At 41.4% G+C, this 19,001-nt stretch carries 27 protein-coding genes; 19 read left to right on the forward strand and 8 right to left on the reverse strand.

All coding sequences use genetic code 11. The features are described from left to right. The first annotated feature begins 233 nt into the window (after positions 1-233). The 6 genes from NPE20_RS03670 to NPE20_RS03695 all read left to right on the forward strand — a co-directional run bounded on the left by NPE20_RS03670 (position 234) and on the right by NPE20_RS03695 (position 6,334). Positions 234-1,649: an aldehyde dehydrogenase family protein gene (locus NPE20_RS03670; protein WP_256537246.1), complete on the forward strand. Its 1,416-nt coding sequence runs from the start codon at positions 234-236 to the stop codon at positions 1,647-1,649. 142 nt (positions 1,650-1,791) lie between these two features. Then, a complete protein-coding gene (locus NPE20_RS03675) occupies positions 1,792-2,595 on the forward strand; it encodes a helix-turn-helix domain-containing protein (RefSeq protein WP_256537247.1) in 804 nt (267 codons plus the stop codon). Positions 2,596-2,873: 278 nt separating this feature from the next. Next, positions 2,874-4,454: a GMC family oxidoreductase gene (locus NPE20_RS03680; RefSeq protein ID WP_256537248.1), complete on the forward strand. Its 1,581-nt coding sequence runs from the start codon at positions 2,874-2,876 to the stop codon at positions 4,452-4,454. 165 nt (positions 4,455-4,619) lie between these two features. After that, positions 4,620-5,069 carry a cupin domain-containing protein gene (locus NPE20_RS03685; protein ID WP_256537249.1) on the forward strand — a complete coding sequence of 150 codons (450 nt, stop codon included), beginning with the start codon at positions 4,620-4,622 and terminating at the stop codon, positions 5,067-5,069. A gap of 157 nt (positions 5,070-5,226) precedes the next feature. Next, positions 5,227-5,658 (forward strand): putative quinol monooxygenase, encoded by a 432-nt coding sequence (locus NPE20_RS03690; protein WP_256537250.1) that lies wholly within the window; start codon positions 5,227-5,229, stop codon positions 5,656-5,658. Positions 5,659-5,749: 91 nt separating this feature from the next. Continuing rightward, positions 5,750-6,334, forward strand: coding sequence for a Crp/Fnr family transcriptional regulator (locus NPE20_RS03695; RefSeq protein ID WP_256537251.1), 585 nt, complete (start codon positions 5,750-5,752; stop codon positions 6,332-6,334). 48 nt (positions 6,335-6,382) lie between these two features. Here the strand turns inward: NPE20_RS03695 and NPE20_RS03700 are convergent, their stop codons facing one another. The 3 genes from NPE20_RS03700 to NPE20_RS03710 form a co-directional block, all read right to left on the reverse strand. Continuing rightward, complete coding sequence (locus NPE20_RS03700; protein WP_256537252.1) at positions 6,383-6,628, reverse strand: hypothetical protein; 246 nt, start codon at positions 6,626-6,628, stop codon at positions 6,383-6,385. 1 nt (position 6,629) lies between these two features. After that, a complete protein-coding gene (locus NPE20_RS03705) occupies positions 6,630-7,253 on the reverse strand; it encodes a pyridoxamine 5'-phosphate oxidase family protein (RefSeq protein ID WP_256537253.1) in 624 nt (207 codons plus the stop codon). Between the two features lie 66 nt (positions 7,254-7,319). Next, positions 7,320-8,201 (reverse strand): helix-turn-helix domain-containing protein, encoded by an 882-nt coding sequence (locus NPE20_RS03710; protein WP_256537254.1) that lies wholly within the window; start codon positions 8,199-8,201, stop codon positions 7,320-7,322. Positions 8,202-8,420: 219 nt separating this feature from the next. On the opposite strand from NPE20_RS03710, the gene NPE20_RS03715 reads away from it, so the two are divergent. Both NPE20_RS03715 and NPE20_RS03720 read left to right on the forward strand, forming a co-directional pair. Next, positions 8,421-9,485 (forward strand): NADH:flavin oxidoreductase, encoded by a 1,065-nt coding sequence (locus NPE20_RS03715; protein WP_256537255.1) that lies wholly within the window; start codon positions 8,421-8,423, stop codon positions 9,483-9,485. 36 nt (positions 9,486-9,521) lie between these two features. Further along, on the forward strand, positions 9,522-9,911 hold the full coding sequence (locus NPE20_RS03720) for a nuclear transport factor 2 family protein (protein WP_256537256.1): 390 nt from the start codon (positions 9,522-9,524) through the stop codon (positions 9,909-9,911). 139 nt (positions 9,912-10,050) lie between these two features. On the opposite strand, the gene NPE20_RS03725 is transcribed toward NPE20_RS03720, so the two are convergent. The 3 genes from NPE20_RS03725 to NPE20_RS03735 form a co-directional block, all read right to left on the reverse strand. Beyond that, complete coding sequence (locus NPE20_RS03725; protein ID WP_256537257.1) at positions 10,051-10,485, reverse strand: DUF2493 domain-containing protein; 435 nt, start codon at positions 10,483-10,485, stop codon at positions 10,051-10,053. A 25-nt stretch (positions 10,486-10,510) separates the two neighbouring features. Then, entirely contained in the window at positions 10,511-10,903 is a 393-nt protein-coding gene (locus NPE20_RS03730; protein WP_256537258.1) for an SPW repeat domain-containing protein, read from the reverse strand. Between the two features lie 93 nt (positions 10,904-10,996). Then, complete coding sequence (locus tag NPE20_RS03735) at positions 10,997-11,473, reverse strand: Dps family protein (RefSeq protein WP_256537259.1); 477 nt, start codon at positions 11,471-11,473, stop codon at positions 10,997-10,999. 671 nt (positions 11,474-12,144) lie between these two features. On the opposite strand from NPE20_RS03735, the gene NPE20_RS03740 reads away from it, so the two are divergent. From NPE20_RS03740 to NPE20_RS03775, 8 genes are all read left to right on the forward strand, one after another. Further along, the gene (locus NPE20_RS03740; RefSeq protein WP_256537260.1) at positions 12,145-12,321 is read left to right on the forward strand and encodes a hypothetical protein; all 177 of its coding nucleotides are present in this window, start codon (positions 12,145-12,147) and stop codon (positions 12,319-12,321) included. Between the two features lie 95 nt (positions 12,322-12,416). Beyond that, a complete protein-coding gene (locus NPE20_RS03745) occupies positions 12,417-12,698 on the forward strand; it encodes a hypothetical protein (RefSeq protein WP_256537261.1) in 282 nt (93 codons plus the stop codon). Then, the gene (locus tag NPE20_RS03750; protein WP_256537262.1) at positions 12,698-13,291 is read left to right on the forward strand and encodes a hypothetical protein; all 594 of its coding nucleotides are present in this window, start codon (positions 12,698-12,700) and stop codon (positions 13,289-13,291) included. Before NPE20_RS03745 ends, NPE20_RS03750 begins: the two co-directional genes overlap by 1 nt. Further along, positions 13,275-13,733, forward strand: coding sequence for a PH domain-containing protein (locus NPE20_RS03755; RefSeq protein ID WP_256537263.1), 459 nt, complete (start codon positions 13,275-13,277; stop codon positions 13,731-13,733). Before NPE20_RS03750 ends, NPE20_RS03755 begins: the two co-directional genes overlap by 17 nt. A 54-nt stretch (positions 13,734-13,787) precedes the next feature. After that, positions 13,788-14,018: a hypothetical protein gene (locus NPE20_RS03760; RefSeq protein ID WP_256537264.1), complete on the forward strand. Its 231-nt coding sequence runs from the start codon at positions 13,788-13,790 to the stop codon at positions 14,016-14,018. A gap of 155 nt (positions 14,019-14,173) precedes the next feature. Beyond that, positions 14,174-15,328, forward strand: coding sequence for a TlpA family protein disulfide reductase (locus tag NPE20_RS03765; RefSeq protein WP_256537265.1), 1,155 nt, complete (start codon positions 14,174-14,176; stop codon positions 15,326-15,328). A 155-nt stretch (positions 15,329-15,483) separates the two neighbouring features. After that, positions 15,484-15,627, forward strand: a complete 144-nt coding sequence (locus NPE20_RS03770; protein WP_256537266.1) for a hypothetical protein — start codon at positions 15,484-15,486, stop codon at positions 15,625-15,627. A gap of 100 nt (positions 15,628-15,727) precedes the next feature. After that, the gene (locus NPE20_RS03775; protein ID WP_256537267.1) at positions 15,728-16,525 is read left to right on the forward strand and encodes a DNA/RNA non-specific endonuclease; all 798 of its coding nucleotides are present in this window, start codon (positions 15,728-15,730) and stop codon (positions 16,523-16,525) included. Positions 16,526-16,567: 42 nt separating this feature from the next. On the opposite strand, the gene NPE20_RS03780 is transcribed toward NPE20_RS03775, so the two are convergent. After that, positions 16,568-16,780 carry a hypothetical protein gene (locus NPE20_RS03780; RefSeq protein ID WP_256537268.1) on the reverse strand — a complete coding sequence of 71 codons (213 nt, stop codon included), beginning with the start codon at positions 16,778-16,780 and terminating at the stop codon, positions 16,568-16,570. A gap of 54 nt (positions 16,781-16,834) precedes the next feature. Here NPE20_RS03780 and NPE20_RS03785 point away from each other — a divergent pair, with 54 nt between their 5' ends. From NPE20_RS03785 to NPE20_RS03795, 3 genes are read left to right on the forward strand one after another with little or no spacing between them, the layout of a single operon-like run. Beyond that, positions 16,835-17,080 (forward strand): hypothetical protein, encoded by a 246-nt coding sequence (locus NPE20_RS03785; protein WP_256537269.1) that lies wholly within the window; start codon positions 16,835-16,837, stop codon positions 17,078-17,080. 4 nt (positions 17,081-17,084) lie between these two features. Next, entirely contained in the window at positions 17,085-17,951 is an 867-nt protein-coding gene (locus NPE20_RS03790; protein WP_256537270.1) for an SOS response-associated peptidase family protein, read from the forward strand. Positions 17,952-17,977: 26 nt separating this feature from the next. Beyond that, positions 17,978-18,289, forward strand: coding sequence for a nucleotidyltransferase family protein (locus NPE20_RS03795; protein WP_256537271.1), 312 nt, complete (start codon positions 17,978-17,980; stop codon positions 18,287-18,289). Between the two features lie 61 nt (positions 18,290-18,350). Here NPE20_RS03795 and NPE20_RS03800 read toward each other — a convergent pair whose 3' ends face one another. Continuing rightward, complete coding sequence (locus tag NPE20_RS03800; protein ID WP_256537272.1) at positions 18,351-18,962, reverse strand: alpha-ketoglutarate-dependent dioxygenase AlkB family protein; 612 nt, start codon at positions 18,960-18,962, stop codon at positions 18,351-18,353. Between the last annotated feature and the right edge of the window lie 39 nt (positions 18,963-19,001).

Genomic DNA, 19,001 nt, shown 5'->3' on the forward strand with positions numbered 1-19,001 from the left:
GTGCTCTGCTAACGATCATAAAAAATTGCCTACATAAATATATTACATTAAACAGGTCTCATTTCTAAGCAATCATCTATATACTGGATATTTTTTTTTAAAATCCGAGCGATGATTTAAATGGACTTGTCAGACAACAAACATTGGGCTTCTCAGACAAATTCCGTGTTCATATTCACAGTACTTTTGTACAGGCCATAAAAAATGCCGGCAATTTTAAATTGTAAATAAATATGAAAACAATAAATAAGATTTATATCAACGGGGCTTTTACAACTCCACACGGAAAGGAAATTCTCCCAATATTTAATCCGTCAACTGGAGATCGTATTGGCGACGTTTATTTAGGTGATGAAACGGATGTTGACGAAGCGGTTAAAGCTGCTAAAGCGGCATTTAAAACTTTTTCTAAGACATCTTTAAAAGAACGAGGTGATATTCTTGTTAGGCTTTACGAAGCCATGATTGCACGCGAAGATGATTTAAACGCCACTGCAATTGAAGAATATGGTTCGCCAATCACAGCGACAAAAGGGCGTACCCGATATTCGGCACAGATATTTTTAGATGCAAAAGAAGCTATGGAGAGTTTTGAATTCGAGACAAAGCTCGAACATGCGATCATTGTTAATGAGCCCTTAGGTATAATAGCGGCAATTACTCCCTGGAATGCAGATTATACTCATATATGCAGTAAACTGGCACCGGCAATCGCAACAGGCTGTACAATGGTGATTAAACCAAGTGAATTAAGTGCGCTTCAAACCCAGATATTAACAGAATGCTTTGATGCTGCAAATGTACCCGCAGGCGTAATAAATATAGTTAACGGTACGGGGACGATTGTAGGATCAGCCCTCACAAGGCATAAAGACGTGGCTGTGGTGACATTTACCGGCTCTACTAATGTTGGCAAGTTAATTGAGCGTAGCGCAACAGAAACGCTTAAAAGAGTAGTCTTGGAACTTGGAGGCAAATCGCCAAATGTATTGCTGGAAGATGCTGATCTGGAGAAAGCAATTCCCCTGGCCATTGCCATTGCCTTCAGCAATAGCGGCCAGGCCTGCCATGCAGGTACGCGTTTGATCGTTCCGGAAAGCAGGATCGAGGAAATAAAACCACTGCTTAAAAAACATACTGAGGCTTTAAAAATTGGCGATTTAAACAGCCAGGAAACTTACATCGGTCCGATGGTAAGCCAAAAGCAGTATGAAACTGTTCAACGATATATCAAATCCGGTATTGAAGAAGGCGCTGAATTATTAACAGGCGGACTTGGTCATCCTGATGGATTGGAAGGGTTCTATGCAAAACCAACGGTTTTCATTAACGTCAATACAAAAATGACGATTGCACAGGAAGAGATCTTCGGCCCTGTTCTGGCGGTTATTACCTATAAAACGGAGGAAGAAGCAATTGAAATTGCCAATGACACTATTTATGGATTATCAGCATATGTAAGCTCCTGTGATATTGACAAAGCTCGCAAAGTTGCAACTCAAATCATATCAGGCAGAGTATTGATCAATACGGCTGTCAATAAAGAAAACAAAGCGCCTTTCGGCGGATTTAAACAATCCGGTATAGGAAGGACTTCCGGCGCATACGGTTTGGCTGAATATGTAGAACCTAAAGTTATCGCTGTATAATATTGGTTTGTTGTTTTGATAAGAGGCTGCATCACTTTGGTGGGCAGCCTTTTTTAAGTGAAAAACTTTATGGAACTGAGGCAAATAAAAATCTTACTTTAGTTTATAATTCGACGGCCAATTGAATGTTAAATACCATCCTATGCAATTGACAGATCAGCGAAACAGAATTATGTCATCAACCTATGCCACCAGCAATTCCAGCGGTGAAAATTTTATTGACGAATTCCTATTTACTTATCAACTATCAGGCTCTTTAATAATTAATGATGGCAAGCTGAAAAAAGCATTTAATGAAGGCGAATTCAGATTAAGTATCAGGAACAAATTGGCGAAATTCACAAAACAGGTACCTGCCTATGGCGAGTACCGTTCGGTGTCTGTAGCGTTCGACCAGGCATTACTTAGGGAGTTTGCTCTGGAATATAATTATAAGGCACACCCGCACTATGTCCCTGAACCGGTATTGTTACTTAAACACAACTCTCATTATCTGGATTATTTTAATTCTCTTACACCATTCTTGCAGCCTAACGCAGATTTTAGTAATTCGATAGTTAAGTTGAAAATAAAAGAAGCGCTTTTGACGCTGTTAAAATTACAACCGGAGCTAAAGGATATTCTTTTTGACTTTAACGAGCCTGCGAAAATTAATATTGCCGATTATATGGAACAAAATTTCCGGTTCAATTTAAACATGCAGCGTTTTGCATATATGACCGGGAGAAGTATTTCTTCCTTTAAACGTGATTTTCAGCAAGTTTTCGGTGTGTCACCGGGCCGGTGGCTGCTTGCGAGGCGGCTTAAGGAAGCTTATCATTTGATCAGTCAACAAGGGCAAACACCTTCCGATGTATATATGATGGTGGGTTTTGAAGATATTTCCCATTTCTCCCGCACTTTCAAAAGCCAGTTTGGTATTCCGCCGTCAAGACTAAATGCCTGAAGATTTGAAAGTTTATAAATGCTCAATCACAGATACACTTTGATGAGTAACACAAATTGTAGAACCTTACTTTTAAGATTAGGTACATCGTTTAAGGATATTTCAATAATCTTATACTAATCAGCTATATATCCACTCCTCAAAAGGACATCATTTTTTATAATCACCAAACAGTCAACAGGTTACTTTATGGCACAAATTTCCTGAAGGATTAGTATCGGCGTGATCGATACTCCTTCATTTATATCGCTAAAACTTAACTTCTTAAAAATCGTGTTATGACCAACAAAATTGAAAATTCAGTTAGCACCAATTTAAAAAATGATACAAACACTTTTATATATGATTATATCATTGTTGGGGGTGGATCCGCGGGCTGCGTACTTGCCAGAAGACTTTCTGATTGCGAAAACATCACTGTTTTACTGATTGAAGCAGGTGCGGACGATAATGGCCTGGATCGGATCCAAAGGCCTTTACGCTGGTTGGAGAATATAGGCTCGCCGCAAGATTACCTTTACAGGTACCAACCCAATCCAATATTAAATAACAGGGAGATTTATGCGCCGAGAGGTAAAGTCTTAGGCGGATCAGGAAGTATAAATGCAATGGTTTGGGCGAGAGGTAATCAAAACGATTATGACAGTTGGGCCGAAGCCGGAAATACAGGTTGGGATTATGAGTCCATATTGCCTCTTTTTAGAAAAATCGAGGATTGGGATAATGGGGAAAACAGCATTCATGGTAAGGATGGCCCGATCCGTGTGGAGCGCCCGGAAAAACTTCATGTAATTGACGCAGCAGCCGTTAAGGCAGGAATTTCTTATGGCATGCCTTATATGGAGGATTCTAATATACCCGCACCTGAAGGGGTTGGATTAATGAGTATGAACATCGGTCACGGACGAAGGAGCAGTCCCTTTGAAGGTTATTTGAAACCAATCATTGATAAACCCAACCTCAACATTTTAACGGATGCAAAAGTTCTTAAATTGAATATTGATAACGGTGTTTGCACAGGGTTAATTTATCGGAAAGATGATAAAGAAGTTACGGTGGCTGCAAAAACGGAAGTTGTATTGTCAGCCGGAACTTTTGAAACGCCCAGAATTCTAATGCTCTCAGGAGTTGGTGATGCAGTGGAACTGAAAAATTTAGGTATAGATCTCAAGGTAAATTTACCAGGTGTGGGAAAAAATCTTCAGGATCACCCTTTAATCTCACTTACATTTCAATTGAACCAACCGTTAGCTGATCTGACCTATAACCTGGGTGGGATTAACTATTACTGGAAAAGTTCGCCGGATTTAATAAAACCAGATCTGATGTTGATTCCTATTCAGTATCCGATCCTAACCCAGGAATTGGCCGCCAAGTATGAGGTTCCGGATAATGCTTTCAGTGTATTTGTAACCTTGATTGATATTAAAAGCAAAGGTTATATGAAATTAACCAGTTCATTGCCTGATGCCCCTTTGGAAATTGAACCAAATCTCCTCAAAGACCCCGCAGACTTCCAAGCAATGGTAAAGGCAGTCGAATTATGTATGGACCTGACTCAGGAACCTGACCTAAATAAGATTATAAAATCCTGGGTTGCGCCTGACAGAAGGCTTAAAGAAGGTCATTTAGCTGAATTTATAAGAAATGGCTGTTCTACATATTTTCATCCTGTGGGAACATGCGCTATGGGAAAAGGCCCTGATGCTGTTGTAAACAATAGATTGAAAGTTATTGGTGTCCAAAAGCTCAGCATAGCTGATGCATCAGTCATGCCCCAAATTACCACGTCTAACACAAACGCCCCGACAATAATGATAGCTGAATTTGCCGCTGAAGTTCTCCTCGGGACAAGATAGAAGTATATAAATGATCATTAATGTCAACCATAATTTAATCGACTTTACCGACGGCTAAAAAACATCGCCTTTTTTGATCAGCGTGTAAAACGATGAATTTTTATAGTTGCCGGAATGTGACCCGTAAATGAAATCAAAAAACTCAATCCTAATTTAAAATCTACCATGAAAAAAACACTTTGGTTATTCGGGACAGAATTAGAAATTCTAAATGACGAAAGTCAAACCGGTGGCGCATATGATTTGATACTAGGCTCTTTTCAACCTGGTACTGAGACTCCTTTGCATGTACACCATAAGTACGCTGAATCACTATATGTAATTGATGGCGAATTTACAGTTTACACTGCAGGAAATGCGACCGTTTTAAAAAGCGGAGATAATTTCTACATACCCCAGGGAACGCCACATGCTGTAGCTAACACTGGAAATATTGTTAGCAAAGGCTTAACTATTGCTTCGCCAAGTGGCTTTGCCCGGTTAATAGAACTCACAGGAGTAGAAGGAAAATCGCCCGGAATACCGGGCGATTTAAACAACGATCTGGATCTGTTTATCAGGGCTTCAGAAGAAAGCGGCGATAGTATAATCGGCCCTCCTGGTACCAGGCCTTAAACATAAAGGCCGAAATTTGCGAAATGCAGATAAATCTGTATGCAATGTTTATAAAATATAAGCTGCAGCCAATTGATTTAAATCAATTACTTTCTTATCATATATCAAGTGCTTAAGGTGATATCTGATTTACATTTGCATTCCGTAAAATTTACAAATGATTAATAAAATTAAAATAAATAACAAACTGCGCTGCGCTGCATTAACGCTGATCGCATCGCTCATTTTACAACTAAACGTAATGGCAAAAACAAATCAAACCGATACAACATCACACGGTGACCAATTGGTATTAAGCATAAAATTCAAAGTTTCTCCGGAAAATGCTGCAAAGTTTAAAACCGTTCTTACCAATCTTTTTGATACGATCAGTCACGAAAAAAACTTTGTTAGTGCTAATCTTCATGAGGCCATAGGAAAGCCGGGTGAGTTTCTTGTATACGAAATATGGAACGATAATGTGCAGCACTTTTTAACAGTACAAATGAAAAGCCCATATGCAGTAGCGTTTGAAAAAACGTTAATAGAAATGAATGTTGATCGCGAACCATCCGCATATGCGATGTTTGGGCAATGGACAAAGAAATAAGTAATTTAAATATTCTTTCAATAGTGCAATGTGAAAGCAACTAAATGATTCTCACATTGCACTCCCTTGTTAAAATAGTTAAATTTGAGGCGTGTTTGAAACGTTTCAGAAATACCTAATTGACAGAACCAGGCTCTCCCAGACTGAAATTGAACTGATTCTGAGCAATGTTAAGCCGAGAAAACTTAGAAAAGGTCAATATTTGCTCCAGGAAGGAGATATCTGCAATTTCGTGGGCTTTGTAGAAAGTGGCTGTCTTCGCACATATCGCGTAGATTTTAAAGGCCAGGATCAAATCATTTATTTTGCAATAGAGAATTGGTGGGCCGGCGATAGAGAAAGTTATTTATCTCAATCACCATCCAGATTTTATATTGATGCAGTTGAAGAAAGTGAAGTTATTTTATTTACTAAGGGAGATTTCGAAAATCTTTGCGGAGGAATTCCAGCATTTGGAAAATTGATTAATGCTACACTTGAAAAAGCTTTAATTGCCTCTCAAAACCGGATCCATTCGGCAATTAGTTTTACAGCAGAAGAGAAATATATTGACTTTCTAAATTCAAACACGCAATTGGCTAATCGTTTACCACAACAAATGATTGCTTCTTACCTGGGCATGACACCTGAAACACTCAGCCGAATCAGGAATATTACCATAAAAAAAAGCAAATAGTAATTTATATTAACTATTGCCAACTTTTGTGCAAATAAGCCAACACCGTTAACGTTCAGGTTCAAAGTCATACTTGTCACACCGGTCCTCGTACCAACCTTTTACAAATTGCTCCAAGCCGTCCAGATAAGTGTCAATAGCTTCTTTACCGTTAACTTGTTTATCGCTATCCTGTAATTTAGGTATTTCGTTATTTTCTTGTTCAATAAATTCGTATTTAACGAATAGTTGATCTAAACGATCCTTCCAGGCACGGACATCTTTGTCGTCCTGGTGATGATATATCGTTAACATTTTAATTTTCTTTTAAATTTAGCAATTCAGCTTTAAGCTGTTTGTTGTTTTGTTCGAGGTCAGCTATGTACTGGCGCTGTGAAGCAAAGGCAAGTTCAATTTCTTCGGCTGTATATCTTGGGGTAATATGTTGAGGACAATTCCAGTCGTATGCTTCTATATCCAAAACTATCATGCGCTCCGTACGATGTTTATAACCGGAAAAATCAACCTGAGCGAACAAGATTGGATCTTCAGACTGCTGAATAATCCGTGCATTGGCGTACAGCTTCAATCTTGCTTTATGCGGATAAGAGATCATAATGAGGGCTACCTTTGGATTGGTTTCGATGTTTCCGGCAGAGATGTATTGTTTATTTCCAGAAAAGTCTATGAATGCGATCCTATGGTTATCCAGCACTTTTATAAATCCCTTTGGTCCGCCGCGATGCTGAATATAAGGATATCCGTTTAACCCCGTACTTGCCATGTAAAAATGGTCTTGATCGGAAATAAATAAAGTCTCATTCTCCGTAAACCCGTCAACCACATGGAGTTTCTCCCGTTGTTCGTAGGCATTACGGCTCCCGTATTTTTCCTGCAAATCTTTAGCTGCATCTGAAAAAGCTATTTCACTGTAATTCATGTTTACCTCTTTCTTAACAATTCAAATTTACGATTAAAGAATGCCGCACAACATGGACAAAATCGGTTAAAGCTTGGACAAATCCTTAAAGTCAGGGTCGGCCAGATCAGCTACTATTGAAATGCCCGTATATTCACGAAATGCCTGTGGGGATACTTTAGTTATTTTTTTGAAAAAGCGGCTAAAGTAAAACTCGTCCTGGAAACGCAGATTATAAGCTATTTCTTTAATACTTTGCCTTGTAAGGTGTAATTGCTTTTTTGCTTCTAATACCAACCGTTCCTGAATCAATTGTGAAGGCGTTTTTTTAAAGTACCGTGTACTGCGCTTGTTTAAATTATCCGGGGTCATAGCCAGCAGTGAGGCGTACTCTGAAGGCTTATGTAAATTAAGAAAGTTTTTATCCAATAATGCCCTGAATTTCTCCATCATCTCATCCATTTCCACTTTAGTAGAAACCTCTGCCATTGAGGACAACTTGATACTGCTTGATTTGGCCAAAAACAGTTGTAAATAGGCTTGTAATACGGTCTCAGATGGCTTTTCCTGACTGAATTCATCCCGCATATTATCCAGGAACATTTCGAAAATTACGCTCTCTTTATCTGATAACTGAACTACCGGATCTATATAAATATTATTAAACAATAATCCATTGCAAGCCACTTCCTGACGATGGTACTCGATACAATAAAAGTCACTGTGAAATTGCAGTCGTGTTACGGTTAAATTTTGACATTCGTCAATGCGTACTAGTTGCATCGGGGTAGAAAACAGCAACACCGGTGCTGTAAATTCAAATACGCCAAAATCAGCATGAAAATTACCGTGACCGGCATGAAGGTAATAAAGTGTATAAACAGGAAATTGTGTAGGCCTGCAGATCGATTCTAAATCCGGTCTTGCGATCCCTAATAACAGCTGCCCGGCATTGTTTTTCATTTCCATAGTAACAAATATACAGTTCACACGCGACATGGTGATTTGGTAATTATTACCGCTTTACGATATATCACCAATTCAGATGACCATAGTGAAATAACGCTAGAAATAACTATTTGAAATTCTCATTACTCATTGTATTACAGTTACTTAATACATGGCACCCCATTTGAAAGATGGACGGAAAAGTCTAAAACACTTGCAAAAATTAATTGATTGAATAGTATGATCACGCAACCATTGTTCAGCCCCTTTACTTATAAAAACCTTACTTTAAAAAACAGGATCATAATGCCGCCGATGACCAGAAAACACTCCCCTGACGGCCAGCCTTCAGAGGACATGGCCAATTATTATGCGAGGCGGGCAGCAGATGCGGGTATGATCCTCTCTGAAAGCACTGCTATTAACAGGCCGGCTTCAAAACATTATAAAAACATACCTAACTTTTATGGTGACGGTATTAAAGGCTGGGAAAAGGTTATCCATTTGGTGCATCATCACCAGGGCGTCATGGGGCCACAGTTATGGCACGTTGGTATAGCAAAACCGGATCCATCTGGATGGATGCCTCCTATGCATTTTGAAGGCCCGGACATGATGACCAGGGGGGAGATTTACGCGACAATCGATGCATTTGCGGATGCGGCAATGAGCGCTAAGAACCTCGGATTTGATTGTGTCGAAATCCACGCCGGTCATGGGTATCTGATCGACCAGTTTTTTTGGCAACATACCAATCACCGGCGAGATTCTTTTGGCGGTAAAACTTTGAAGGAAAGGACAGCGTTTGCAGCAGAGGTAGTAAGGGCTATCCGTAAAAAAGTTGGTAATGAATTTGTTATCCTCATCCGACTATCCCAGTGGAAGCTCCAGGATTACGACGTGAAATTGGCAAATACGCCAAATGAAATGGAAGATTGGCTTTTACCTTTAGCAGAGGCGGGTGCTGATATTTTTGATTGCTCACAACGCAGGTTCTGGCAACCTGAATTTGATGGCTCCGACCTTAGCTTTGCTGGCTGGGCAAAAAAAATTACAGGGCAACCAAGTATAACCGTAGGGGCTGTTGGACTGTCAGGTGAATTCTTACAGTCTCTTTTCTATGGTGAGGGCGCGCAAAAAACAGGTTTTGATGAGTTGATGCGTCGATTTGATCGCGGCGAATTTGATCTCGTTGCCGTAGGCAGGGCATTGTTGCAGGACCCGCAGTGGATCTCAAAAATAAGAAAAGGCAGGTTTGATGAAATTAAGGATTTTAATAAGGACAGCCTGAACCAATATTATTAATTTTGCAATAGGTAAATAACTCACATAACAACCACAATGCAATATTTTGAATTGACATCAATTACTAACCTGGTAGAAAAGCATTTGCAGCTTTGGGGAGAAACTGATGGTAACAAACGCATAAGACTGGCAAAAGAAATTTATCATGAAGATATACAGGTGACCGACCCCGGAGAAATATTGAATGGCTACGAAGAGGTCAGTAATTTTATAGGAAAATTACTCTCAAACAGCCCGGGATTTCAATTCAGCATTGCAAAACCTATTGAAAATCATCACAATACCGCTGTACTATCATGGCAATTTGGCCCCTCAGATGAGCCAGGTAAGATATGCGGGCTGGATATCTTTACGATACAAAAGGGTAAAGTATCGTCCTTATTGATCTTTGTTGACGGCGTAACAGCTTCTACTACAAATTCATAAGGTTTATGCGGTTACCATAAATATTTTGCATGATATTAACATCTATTCACCCATTATATAGTGGCTCACTCTAATTTCAATTTACATTTATTGAGCATTTTTCCTGTACATTGATCATATTGCTCATTCGGCATATAAGCTATCCCGCTGCTTTTATTTGCAGGTCAAATCGTTGCCAGTAATCCTTTATAACCGGCCCTTCTTCACCAGCAACATACTTGATGATAATTAAGATTGGCGGCAGGGCATTAACCTGTTCTATGATCTGTTTTGTAACCTCACATTTTCCATCCCAAAAGCAAATGCAGGCGTCTGCGATCCACGCCATCTTCAGGTATAATTCCGGCCTTAAAAGAGGCGTAATTTGGCCGCTGTCTCCATATTCGTCAACTTCATAGCCGTGAGCTGCAGCGTACTGCTCCCCAAGCAGGTTAGCCCCCTCACTTAAACCGGACACAATGATAATCTCTCTGGCTTTTTTCAAATCGGCTAACAATATGTTGACACATTTTTCCAATAAGATGTAGTCGTTAAAATACCTATCCCCCGTCACCATCAGTTTAAACTCTTCCATTACATCTGTATTTAGATTATTTGAATTACATACCTCTTGAATCGAAAACGTCAACCTTGTTGTTTAAAAAAGGTGTTTTGGCTGTAAAGATGCCGAACACCATATTTACTATCCCCAAGCATACCTGTGACCAAAATACCAAGCCCTCGTAATGGTAAATAAACGCCGCGCTGAAAATCAGGAAGCCGCATATAAAATCGAATATCAGGTGAAGCTGTAGCGGGAACACCTGCCAAATACCAAATTTATAATTGGTAAAAATGATCATGTTCCATTGCATACAGCCGATAAATAGAGGGATAAAAAGCGATGCTCCTCCGGTTGCGCTAAACCCAAATAGCCAGGGAGATGCAGCAGTTATCGTAGCCAGCACGTAATCCAATACGCTATGGAAACTAATTGGTAAAAAGCCTTTCATTTTTATTTTATTTCGTCTCTTAAGTAAGATTTATTGTCCGCTCCTGATCAACTAAACAGTTTGATAAAGGGCTGTATCGTCGCCCTAAATGTGCTAATCACTTAGATGCACCCTCAACATCCAGGTCATTTTCTCGTGTAATTCTATCAGCCCTGTTATAAAGTCACCGGTGCCTGCATCTTTCAGTTCCAGGGTAATATAATTTACATGCTCGCGGTATTGCAATACCAGGCTTTCATGATCGGCTAATAATTCTTTTATAAAACCCGGCCCGTCATTCTTTTCATGCAGCCTTTCAGACAAATGCGTAAGGGCAATAAAGCTTGTTAAGGTTGCCGGTGCGTAATGGCCTAAAGACCTGATCCGCTCGGCTACGCTATCAACGATCTCATCAAGCGATTTAAACTGAGCTTCAAAAAAATTATGTAAGCTGTGAAAATTTGCCCCTTCCACATTCCAGTGTGCATTTTTCGTTTTTGTGAAGAGCACAAATTCATCAGCAAGCATGACATTTAAGATATGGGCGATCGCGGTTAGGTTTTCCGGGGTAATTCCGATTTTAGGTTCCATACGTATTAAATAATTTTTTTAAAATTGCTAGTGCCTCTTTTAGTACTATTTAAGATGAAATGCCCAGCACACAATAGTTTATATAAATCATGCCGATTTTTAATGTATTAATTATCAAGATAATACGATATCCAAGATAATTATACAGTAATGATATGTCGTTTTAAGCTTTTTAATTAGGGATATAACAATAATTATTAATGCTTAAAGCAAGAGACTTACAGCTTTAAAGAAACCTTTGATCGTCCAACGCCATTTAATGAATAGCATACTAATTTTTACATCTACCCGGGATGGTTAGCCTGATTGAAAATTATATCACATAAACGGTATTGAAGGTGAAATTAACAAGGGCCGTTCCTTTGCCCTTATCAGGTTCAGGCTATCGCTACGCTGCATGCCATCACCAGATCAGGCAACGCCGCAAGAACTATTCTCCCGCCTGCCCAATACTTCTGCCGAATCGGAATTACGCTGCGGTTCAATTTCCGATCATCGCTCTCATCCGGGTGAATGGTACTTGCATTCCCCAAGTTATTGGGATTTAAAATTTATATTTTTAGGGTTAGCGCCCTCTGATCAGGTTCATACATATCACGCTGCTTCATTACTTCACCAGATCCCGGGCGATGGGCAAGAGCTTTACTGCTGTATGTCTGCGCACATGCCCGATGAAACATCCGCTATGCTTCAGACTCATCCACACGCTCATCCGCCAGCAAGCACTTGACTTCCTGATCAAATTTCAGGTACGTAAACCCAATGTATTTACCCTATACTTTCCTCTACCCGACCGCAAAACGTTTTTTACCGAACGGACAAAAAGCGCAGCCAAGTTCGTGCCCTAAAGGTTTTTGGGCTGGTCAAAAGACTACAGCATAAACGGCCCGCTCCCCAAAGGGTCCCCTCCATTTATTCCGAGAATTACCGTAAAGGCAGGGAGGTGGAACTGGCAGATAAAACGAAGTTCAGCTTTTCCGGCACCGATGTGAACGGTATCCGCTCCAACCGCCTGGCGCTTGTTGCTTCTATCCTGATCGACGGTGGCTTATCTTATATGCTTTACCAGGGATTGAACGCCGCGTTCGGTGAAAAGCAAGATCCGAAAGAAGCAGAGTTCCAAAGCCCCGGCTATCACAGCGCGAAAGAAGACCTTGAAAACAAGCGACCCGTTTCCGATAACGCGCATATTCAGTTTCAAGGCAAAAGCCGCTCAGTCCGCTAATGCATCCGTTGTTAACCGAGCTTGGAGTTTCAGAAGAACTCCAAGCTTATTTTTATACCGAAGACCTTTGTTTTGAATACGCGAACGATAAGGAATACTTCGGTGAGGGTTTTCATCTTGTGCCTGTTACAGCGGATCTTTGGATGGCCGGTAATTATCCGGCAACTGAACTTATCATTACCGCAAGCGCTATGGAAGCCATTGCCTATCTCGCACTTAACCAGTGGCGGCACCCGGCTAACGCCGTTCTTTCTTTTATCGCTATCGGGAACCTGCCGCATGCGCGGCAGCTGGGCTGGATAAGCTCCTACTGTCAAAAAAGAAAAATAACGCTTGTATTCGGCAATGACCTGCTCGGCAGGCTTGCCGATATCGCGGTCGCCTCGGGTATCCGTGGCAAAGCGGTCCGCTTGTGCTGGCAGGACGGGATGGTAATGCTTTATTTAAATCATACCGCATATCGTTTCGCGCCGGAAAGGCTTAGCCTCAACGCTTTTGAAAAAGCAGCCGGATTCCGTACCGCTATTCGTACCCGTAAACCAACGCACCATCATTCATTTTTAGAACAACTTCAACATGACTCCAGACAATGACATACTGCTCCGGCCGGCGATGAGTTTCGCTATCCTGAAAATACTCCCGCTCGTTATCCTTTCGATCTCTTTCCTGATATTGGCCTGGGCCTTCTCTCCACTTTTCCTGTTCCCTTGTTTCGGGATCCTCGGCATCGCATGGTACCGGCTGCTTTTCATCCGTAGCTGCTCCTACCTGATCACTCCCGCGGAGATCAGGTCAAGCAGGGGTATCTTCTTCAAAAGGACAGACTTCCTCGAAATGTACCGCATAAAAGATTATGTGGTTACCCGCCCCTTGCCGCTGCAGATGCTGCGCCTGATGAATGTTACCCTAAAAAGTACGGATATTGAAAACCCGGTATTGCAACTGGTAGGCATCCCGCTGTCTGACATCATTGACACCATCCGCGAACATGTACAGGAAGCGCGGAAGAACAACCATATTTACGAAATAAATTGATTTTTTGTCTTGGAAAATACTAAACCAATTAGTATATTTAGGTATTGAAATACGATGAAAACGACATTCTTTTTTATAGCCACCTGCTTCATTTCTACCTTCGCCCTGTTCGGTGCGCTTGGCGCTAAAAACCCGTTCCCGCTGTTTGGTGTGGCGTTCGGCATATGGGCGCTGTTTCTTTGGGGCTGTAGCAGGCGTTCAAAAAAGGAAGCTTCCAGACGCTTTCATGAACGGATGTTCAGCGATTACCAACGCTCAAAAACCCGTAGTTCGGTTCGCCGGTAAAATAAAATTTACAAATTAAAGTTCTATTAACACTTACGGGCATCCTGCCCGCATTGTGATAAGGTTTCCTCTAAAAATAAACAGCATCTAATTTACATAGTTAATATAATCTGCAGATAAATTCGTGATTTGCAGATTATAACTATCTTCGATACATGACAAAGAAATTCATTTCGTTTTGTATTACTTGCTTGTTTATAAGCACTCAAACAATAGCTCAAATTAGCATATTAAAAAAAGCCGTTCAAAAGATCAACCAATATCAAAACATCAGTTATTCACAAATTGACCGTCAGAAAAGTCCTTTCAGCGGCGATTGGATAACTTTAAATGTTAAGACATCAGTAAGCAATGCAATCGGTAATACCAAATCGGAACTTTACTATATGCAAGAAGGCAGGGGTTATAATTACATATTTAATGGTTCAACAAGAATTGATTTGGATTTAAATAGGAAGACATATGAGCTAAAAGGAGAACCGGGGGATGAACCTTATAAAACACCGTTTTATTGGGCAAAATTTATACAAACGAAGTTAACTACATCGCCTGAAAAAATTAGACTTATGCCGGATACTATTATCAATCATGAATCATGTTTTCATGTAAAAATAGTGATGATTGATTCGGCTTCAAGTAGGGAAATACATGACTTATGCCTTAATAAGACTAGCTATTTACCTGTCTATGTTAAACAATATTTGCAAGGTAAGTTTGGTAAGGGGGATATGACCAGCGATAACATTGCATTAATGATTAATGAAAGCAGTTATACCAATTACAATCTTAATGCTAGACATTTTGAAAATATTATGGGGTTAAGCATACCGGCTGACTTTCAGCCTGAAAAAAAGGTTTCCATGATTACAGTAGGAAATAGGGCGCCCAATTGGGAGTTGCCAGACTTGCAGGGAAATATTGTATCAAATTCACAGTTAAAAGGAAAAGTTACCCTGATTGATTTTTCATTTAATGCTTGTGCTGCCTGCATGCTTTCTATACCAACATTAAATAAATTGCATGAAAAATACAGAGGAAGCAATGTCAGCATTGTGACTATTAATACTTCAGATCCCAAACCATCGGTCATTGCTTTTGCCAAGAAAAATAAAATTAACTACTCTATATTGTTAAATGGTAGCAAAGTGGCTAAAAGCTTTCAAATATCAGCATATCCAAGTTTTTATCTCATAGACAAGAACGGTATGGTAGCCGCAACATTTGAAGGCTATAGTAACGAACTCGAAAATGAACTAATTGAAAAAATAGACAATCTTAAGCAAGATATTCAGCAACATGAGCCTGAATAGCGACGATTTTCGGATTATGCAATTCAATAAAATCATCTATTGAAGAGATCACTGAAAACTATGGCTTTCCAACAGACGAGGAACGATTTTTCCTGTTTGCCGAAGATGGTAGCTTTGAGAAAGCAAGGGAATTTTTTGACGGCTGGAGCGATGTGTTGAAAGCGGACATTACAGCGCAGCCACCCGAGGATATATTCGACCTGGAACAGGAAGCTTTCCACCCGGCATGGTTCAAAGCATTGACCTACCGGTATTTCCTGGCATCTCAATGGATGGTGGCCCACCTTTCCAAAGTGTAGGGCTTTTCTAATGCCCCGGAAAACCGGATATGGCCAAAGCGGTAATGGTTCTGAAACCCGTTATTAATCCGGCATTTTTGCCTACATTCGTTAGGTCATCATGAAAAAAGTTGCCGCCCTTATCCTTTTCTTCCTGCCTATTTTCCTTTATGGCCAGGCACCGGACGCCGCTTACGTAAAAGCGCTTTACAAAAAATACCCTACCCAAAAATCTGACTTCTGCCCTTCCTGCAAATTATGGGTTAATCCCTATTTCAAATCTATTGCAGATACTCTGCACCACATGCCGCTACTCACTTTTTACATCTATACCAAAGCACACCGGTTGGAGCAGGAAGGCCTTGACCTGCCACGGACCGGTATATATGCGGCATGGCATGCCGCGGACGGACAGCCCGATGAATCGAAGGTTTACAGGGAGGCAAACCGTTTGATCGGAAAACCGAATTCCTCAGAAATGATCGCCAAAGGCCATTGCCAACCCTGGATACTGCTTGCCTGGTCCGCGGATGCGGCCATACTCTCAGACACCTACACTTTTAACGCCGCTATGGAATTTCAGGGGCAGAACATCGGAACAGAATTGGCTACAGAAGACCTGTGCAGAAAACTGACCGGCCACAAAGCGGCAGCCGTAACAGACAGCGTAATGATATGGTGTGGCACGTTCGGGAGCAAACAGGTTTATTCAAATGGCCGGCTCAACATTACCGTCCCCTCTTATTATTACAAGATCATCCGATATTATGACGCTAACGTGGGCGGCATAATTCAAATATGTTATTGGATGCCGAATAACCCTGCTGAAAAACGATCCGTTTTGAAAAAGAGGGAAATTGCCTTTGGCCAACTCGTGCAAAATCTTGAGTTTGACCCGACGCTGATCTTCAGTAATTAGCGCGCTACCGCATCAGGTGGGTCGTTAAGATCGCTATAACCGTTATTTTTTTACCAGCTCTACTTCGCTAACTGTTACGTTTAAAGCCTCCGCTACGATCCTTTGCCGCTCTTTCATATCTGCCTGTGGAGCGCACCTGCACAGTTCCGACCACCTGTTTCTATTTAAACCAAAGGTGATGTAATCCTCACAGATCTCGTTATGGTCAGGATAATCCAACCATGTTGTTATTCGCTTATAATAAACTTTTTGCATTGAAAACAAATTTAGAAATTTGAAGAGAAAGTAAATAATGATAAAATTTCAATAATGAGGGAAATTGAGCCGCCTTTTGAGATCGAATACCACGGAACCACAAAAGTTACGGAAGCGGAGATCAAATCAAGGCGTGTTTTTTATGTGCAATTTACAGACGGACGAAGGGCTTTGACCATGACCATCGGTGAGGACCGGCAGGAGAAAAAGTTCTGGACATCCATACCCGAAGGCCGCCAGCAGGAGGCCGAAGAAGTTGGCAAGCTAATTGCCGACTATATCAGAGCTAAAAGAAAATAAGCATATGTGTTATTACAACGGACAACGCGTCACCAGGGCGGAATATATCATTTTGAAGGGGCTTGAAAAACCGGTAAAGAATTACCCGTTTTTAAACGTCGGCGTACATAACGGGTTCAATTATGCGCCCTGCGCGATAGCAATCCCTTCCGAGGACGGCCGTGATTTCGAGATCGTGCAGGCAGAATGGGGCTACGTGCCCGGCTTTATCAAAACCCGTGAAGAAGCAAATATATTCCGCAGGAAGTACACCACGCTGAACTTCAAAGCAGAAAACCTTTTTACAAAGGACGACGGAAAGCCTTCGATGTGGGCGGGCCCTGCGGTAAACCGCCGATGCCTTGTGCTATCCAGCGGAATTGTTGAATCCCGTCATATGCCGAAATTTGGTAAGCAGGGGCAGGTTTTAAAGGCGACCGAAAAATTCCCTTATTACGTTTGGATGAAAGACAAGGAATACTTTTGGTTTCCCGGACTTTACAATGAATGGCTGGACCCGCAAACCAGTTCTTTTGTAAATACCGTCGCTTTCGGCGTTACGCAAGCTGATGCCGTGATGAATCAAATTCACAACTCCAAAGGGCGTATGCCAACTTTCCTCACAGATGAACTCGCATGGGAATGGATGACGATAAAACCAACAGCCGGGGAATTAACGGACGAAAACAAAATGAGGCTTTCACTGATCGCTCACACCCAAATACCCTCAAAAATGCTTGACTTTTGTACTGTGGACAGCGAAGATTACAGGCTCAATGGTAAGGCCACCCCGCTGGAATACCCTGACCTTGCCCCGCTTGATATGGCGTTATTGGAAGATGAGCAATTGGTTTACAACCACTGGCCGGAAACTGAGTTGGTAAAAGCCTAATACCGAAGTTTGTTTATCTTTATCAGATGATCCGTAACCTCGCTGTATTTCAGTCACCTGAATTCATAGAGCTCTGCAAAGGGCACGAGGTGAAAGAATTATACGTTTTTGGCTCCGTCGCGCGGGGAACCGATACGGACACAAGTGACATCGACCTGTTAGTGGAAATTGACGTGCCTGACCCGATAAATAAAGGAAAATTACTCCTAAGCTCTTATAATCAGCTTCAAATGCATTTTAATAAAAAAGTGGATTTGATCACCGATACCTCGATGAAGAGTCCCCTGTTCAAAAATGAAATTGCCACCTCAAAAAAAATCGTTTGTACACGCGATTAGGCGCATACCGGTGTTGTCTTATCATGGCATTTATTACCCGGAACTTCCTTAAAATCCGGAACTAAATGACCACCCGGAAGGTCAGGTTTACTCTCGGCCTCATCGGTTTTACGGATTTGGCTACACGGTGCTCCCACCCCTCCTGTAACCCTGATTTCATCAACAGGAATGAGCCATGTTCCAGCCTGACCGAATATTTCTCGCTGTGATCGGACTTGCTGCGGATATCGAAACTTCGTACCTGTCCAAAGCTTACCGATGCGATCACCGGCCGCGGGCCCAGGACTGATTCGCGGTCGCTATGCCAGGCTACCGAATCATTGCCGTCACGGTAATAATTCAGCAATACGCTATTGAATTTCACGCCTGCCAGCGGCTCTACCAGACCTTTTATCATAAGCAATTCCGGTGTCCAGGGGTTCGGGTTCGCAACCTTGCCTGACGGTGCTGAGTAATCCGTGCCAAAATCGCCATACCAGGCTGTAAGCCTGGGCGTGATCACCTCCTTATCATAGATCGTCTGCACCTTTTGCTTCCAGGGAATCTCCCGGATAAATCGCTGCAGCAACGCGTCGCTTAACGCCGTATCTATAAAACCTGCACGGTATTCCAGCAATTCTTCCGGCAAGCCTTTGCTCTGCCCGGCCTCTGCAAAAAAACTTAACTGCTCCATAATCAGCCTTCAAAAAAATATTTCACAAAGATAAATAAA

The sequence above is a fragment of the Mucilaginibacter aquariorum genome, assembly GCF_024498135.1.
In the GTDB taxonomy this organism is placed as follows: domain Bacteria; phylum Bacteroidota; class Bacteroidia; order Sphingobacteriales; family Sphingobacteriaceae; genus Mucilaginibacter; species Mucilaginibacter aquariorum.

Coding starts and splice junctions, on each gene's coding strand:
- NPE20_RS03785 (WP_256537269.1), top strand. CDS start 16,835: ATGAGGGAAATTGAGCCGCCTTTTGAGATCGAATACCACGGAACCACA.
- NPE20_RS03710 (WP_256537254.1), bottom strand. CDS start 8,201: ATGGAAATGAAAAACAATGCCGGGCAGCTGTTATTAGGGATCGCAAGA.
- NPE20_RS03765 (WP_256537265.1), top strand. CDS start 14,174: ATGACAAAGAAATTCATTTCGTTTTGTATTACTTGCTTGTTTATAAGC.
- NPE20_RS03760 (WP_256537264.1), top strand. CDS start 13,788: ATGAAAACGACATTCTTTTTTATAGCCACCTGCTTCATTTCTACCTTC.
- NPE20_RS03775 (WP_256537267.1), top strand. CDS start 15,728: ATGAAAAAAGTTGCCGCCCTTATCCTTTTCTTCCTGCCTATTTTCCTT.
- NPE20_RS03715 (WP_256537255.1), top strand. CDS start 8,421: ATGATCACGCAACCATTGTTCAGCCCCTTTACTTATAAAAACCTTACT.
- NPE20_RS03680 (WP_256537248.1), top strand. CDS start 2,874: ATGACCAACAAAATTGAAAATTCAGTTAGCACCAATTTAAAAAATGAT.
- NPE20_RS03740 (WP_256537260.1), top strand. CDS start 12,145: ATGAAACATCCGCTATGCTTCAGACTCATCCACACGCTCATCCGCCAG.
- NPE20_RS03750 (WP_256537262.1), top strand. CDS start 12,698: ATGCATCCGTTGTTAACCGAGCTTGGAGTTTCAGAAGAACTCCAAGCT.
- NPE20_RS03735 (WP_256537259.1), bottom strand. CDS start 11,473: ATGGAACCTAAAATCGGAATTACCCCGGAAAACCTAACCGCGATCGCC.
- NPE20_RS03790 (WP_256537270.1), top strand. CDS start 17,085: ATGTGTTATTACAACGGACAACGCGTCACCAGGGCGGAATATATCATT.
- NPE20_RS03720 (WP_256537256.1), top strand. CDS start 9,522: ATGCAATATTTTGAATTGACATCAATTACTAACCTGGTAGAAAAGCAT.
- NPE20_RS03705 (WP_256537253.1), bottom strand. CDS start 7,253: ATGAATTACAGTGAAATAGCTTTTTCAGATGCAGCTAAAGATTTGCAG.
- NPE20_RS03690 (WP_256537250.1), top strand. CDS start 5,227: ATGATTAATAAAATTAAAATAAATAACAAACTGCGCTGCGCTGCATTA.
- NPE20_RS03800 (WP_256537272.1), bottom strand. CDS start 18,962: ATGGAGCAGTTAAGTTTTTTTGCAGAGGCCGGGCAGAGCAAAGGCTTG.
- NPE20_RS03725 (WP_256537257.1), bottom strand. CDS start 10,485: ATGGAAGAGTTTAAACTGATGGTGACGGGGGATAGGTATTTTAACGAC.
- NPE20_RS03675 (WP_256537247.1), top strand. CDS start 1,792: ATGCAATTGACAGATCAGCGAAACAGAATTATGTCATCAACCTATGCC.
- NPE20_RS03755 (WP_256537263.1), top strand. CDS start 13,275: ATGACTCCAGACAATGACATACTGCTCCGGCCGGCGATGAGTTTCGCT.
- NPE20_RS03795 (WP_256537271.1), top strand. CDS start 17,978: ATGATCCGTAACCTCGCTGTATTTCAGTCACCTGAATTCATAGAGCTC.
- NPE20_RS03700 (WP_256537252.1), bottom strand. CDS start 6,628: ATGTTAACGATATATCATCACCAGGACGACAAAGATGTCCGTGCCTGG.
- NPE20_RS03670 (WP_256537246.1), top strand. CDS start 234: ATGAAAACAATAAATAAGATTTATATCAACGGGGCTTTTACAACTCCA.
- NPE20_RS03730 (WP_256537258.1), bottom strand. CDS start 10,903: ATGAAAGGCTTTTTACCAATTAGTTTCCATAGCGTATTGGATTACGTG.
- NPE20_RS03780 (WP_256537268.1), bottom strand. CDS start 16,780: ATGCAAAAAGTTTATTATAAGCGAATAACAACATGGTTGGATTATCCT.
- NPE20_RS03685 (WP_256537249.1), top strand. CDS start 4,620: ATGAAAAAAACACTTTGGTTATTCGGGACAGAATTAGAAATTCTAAAT.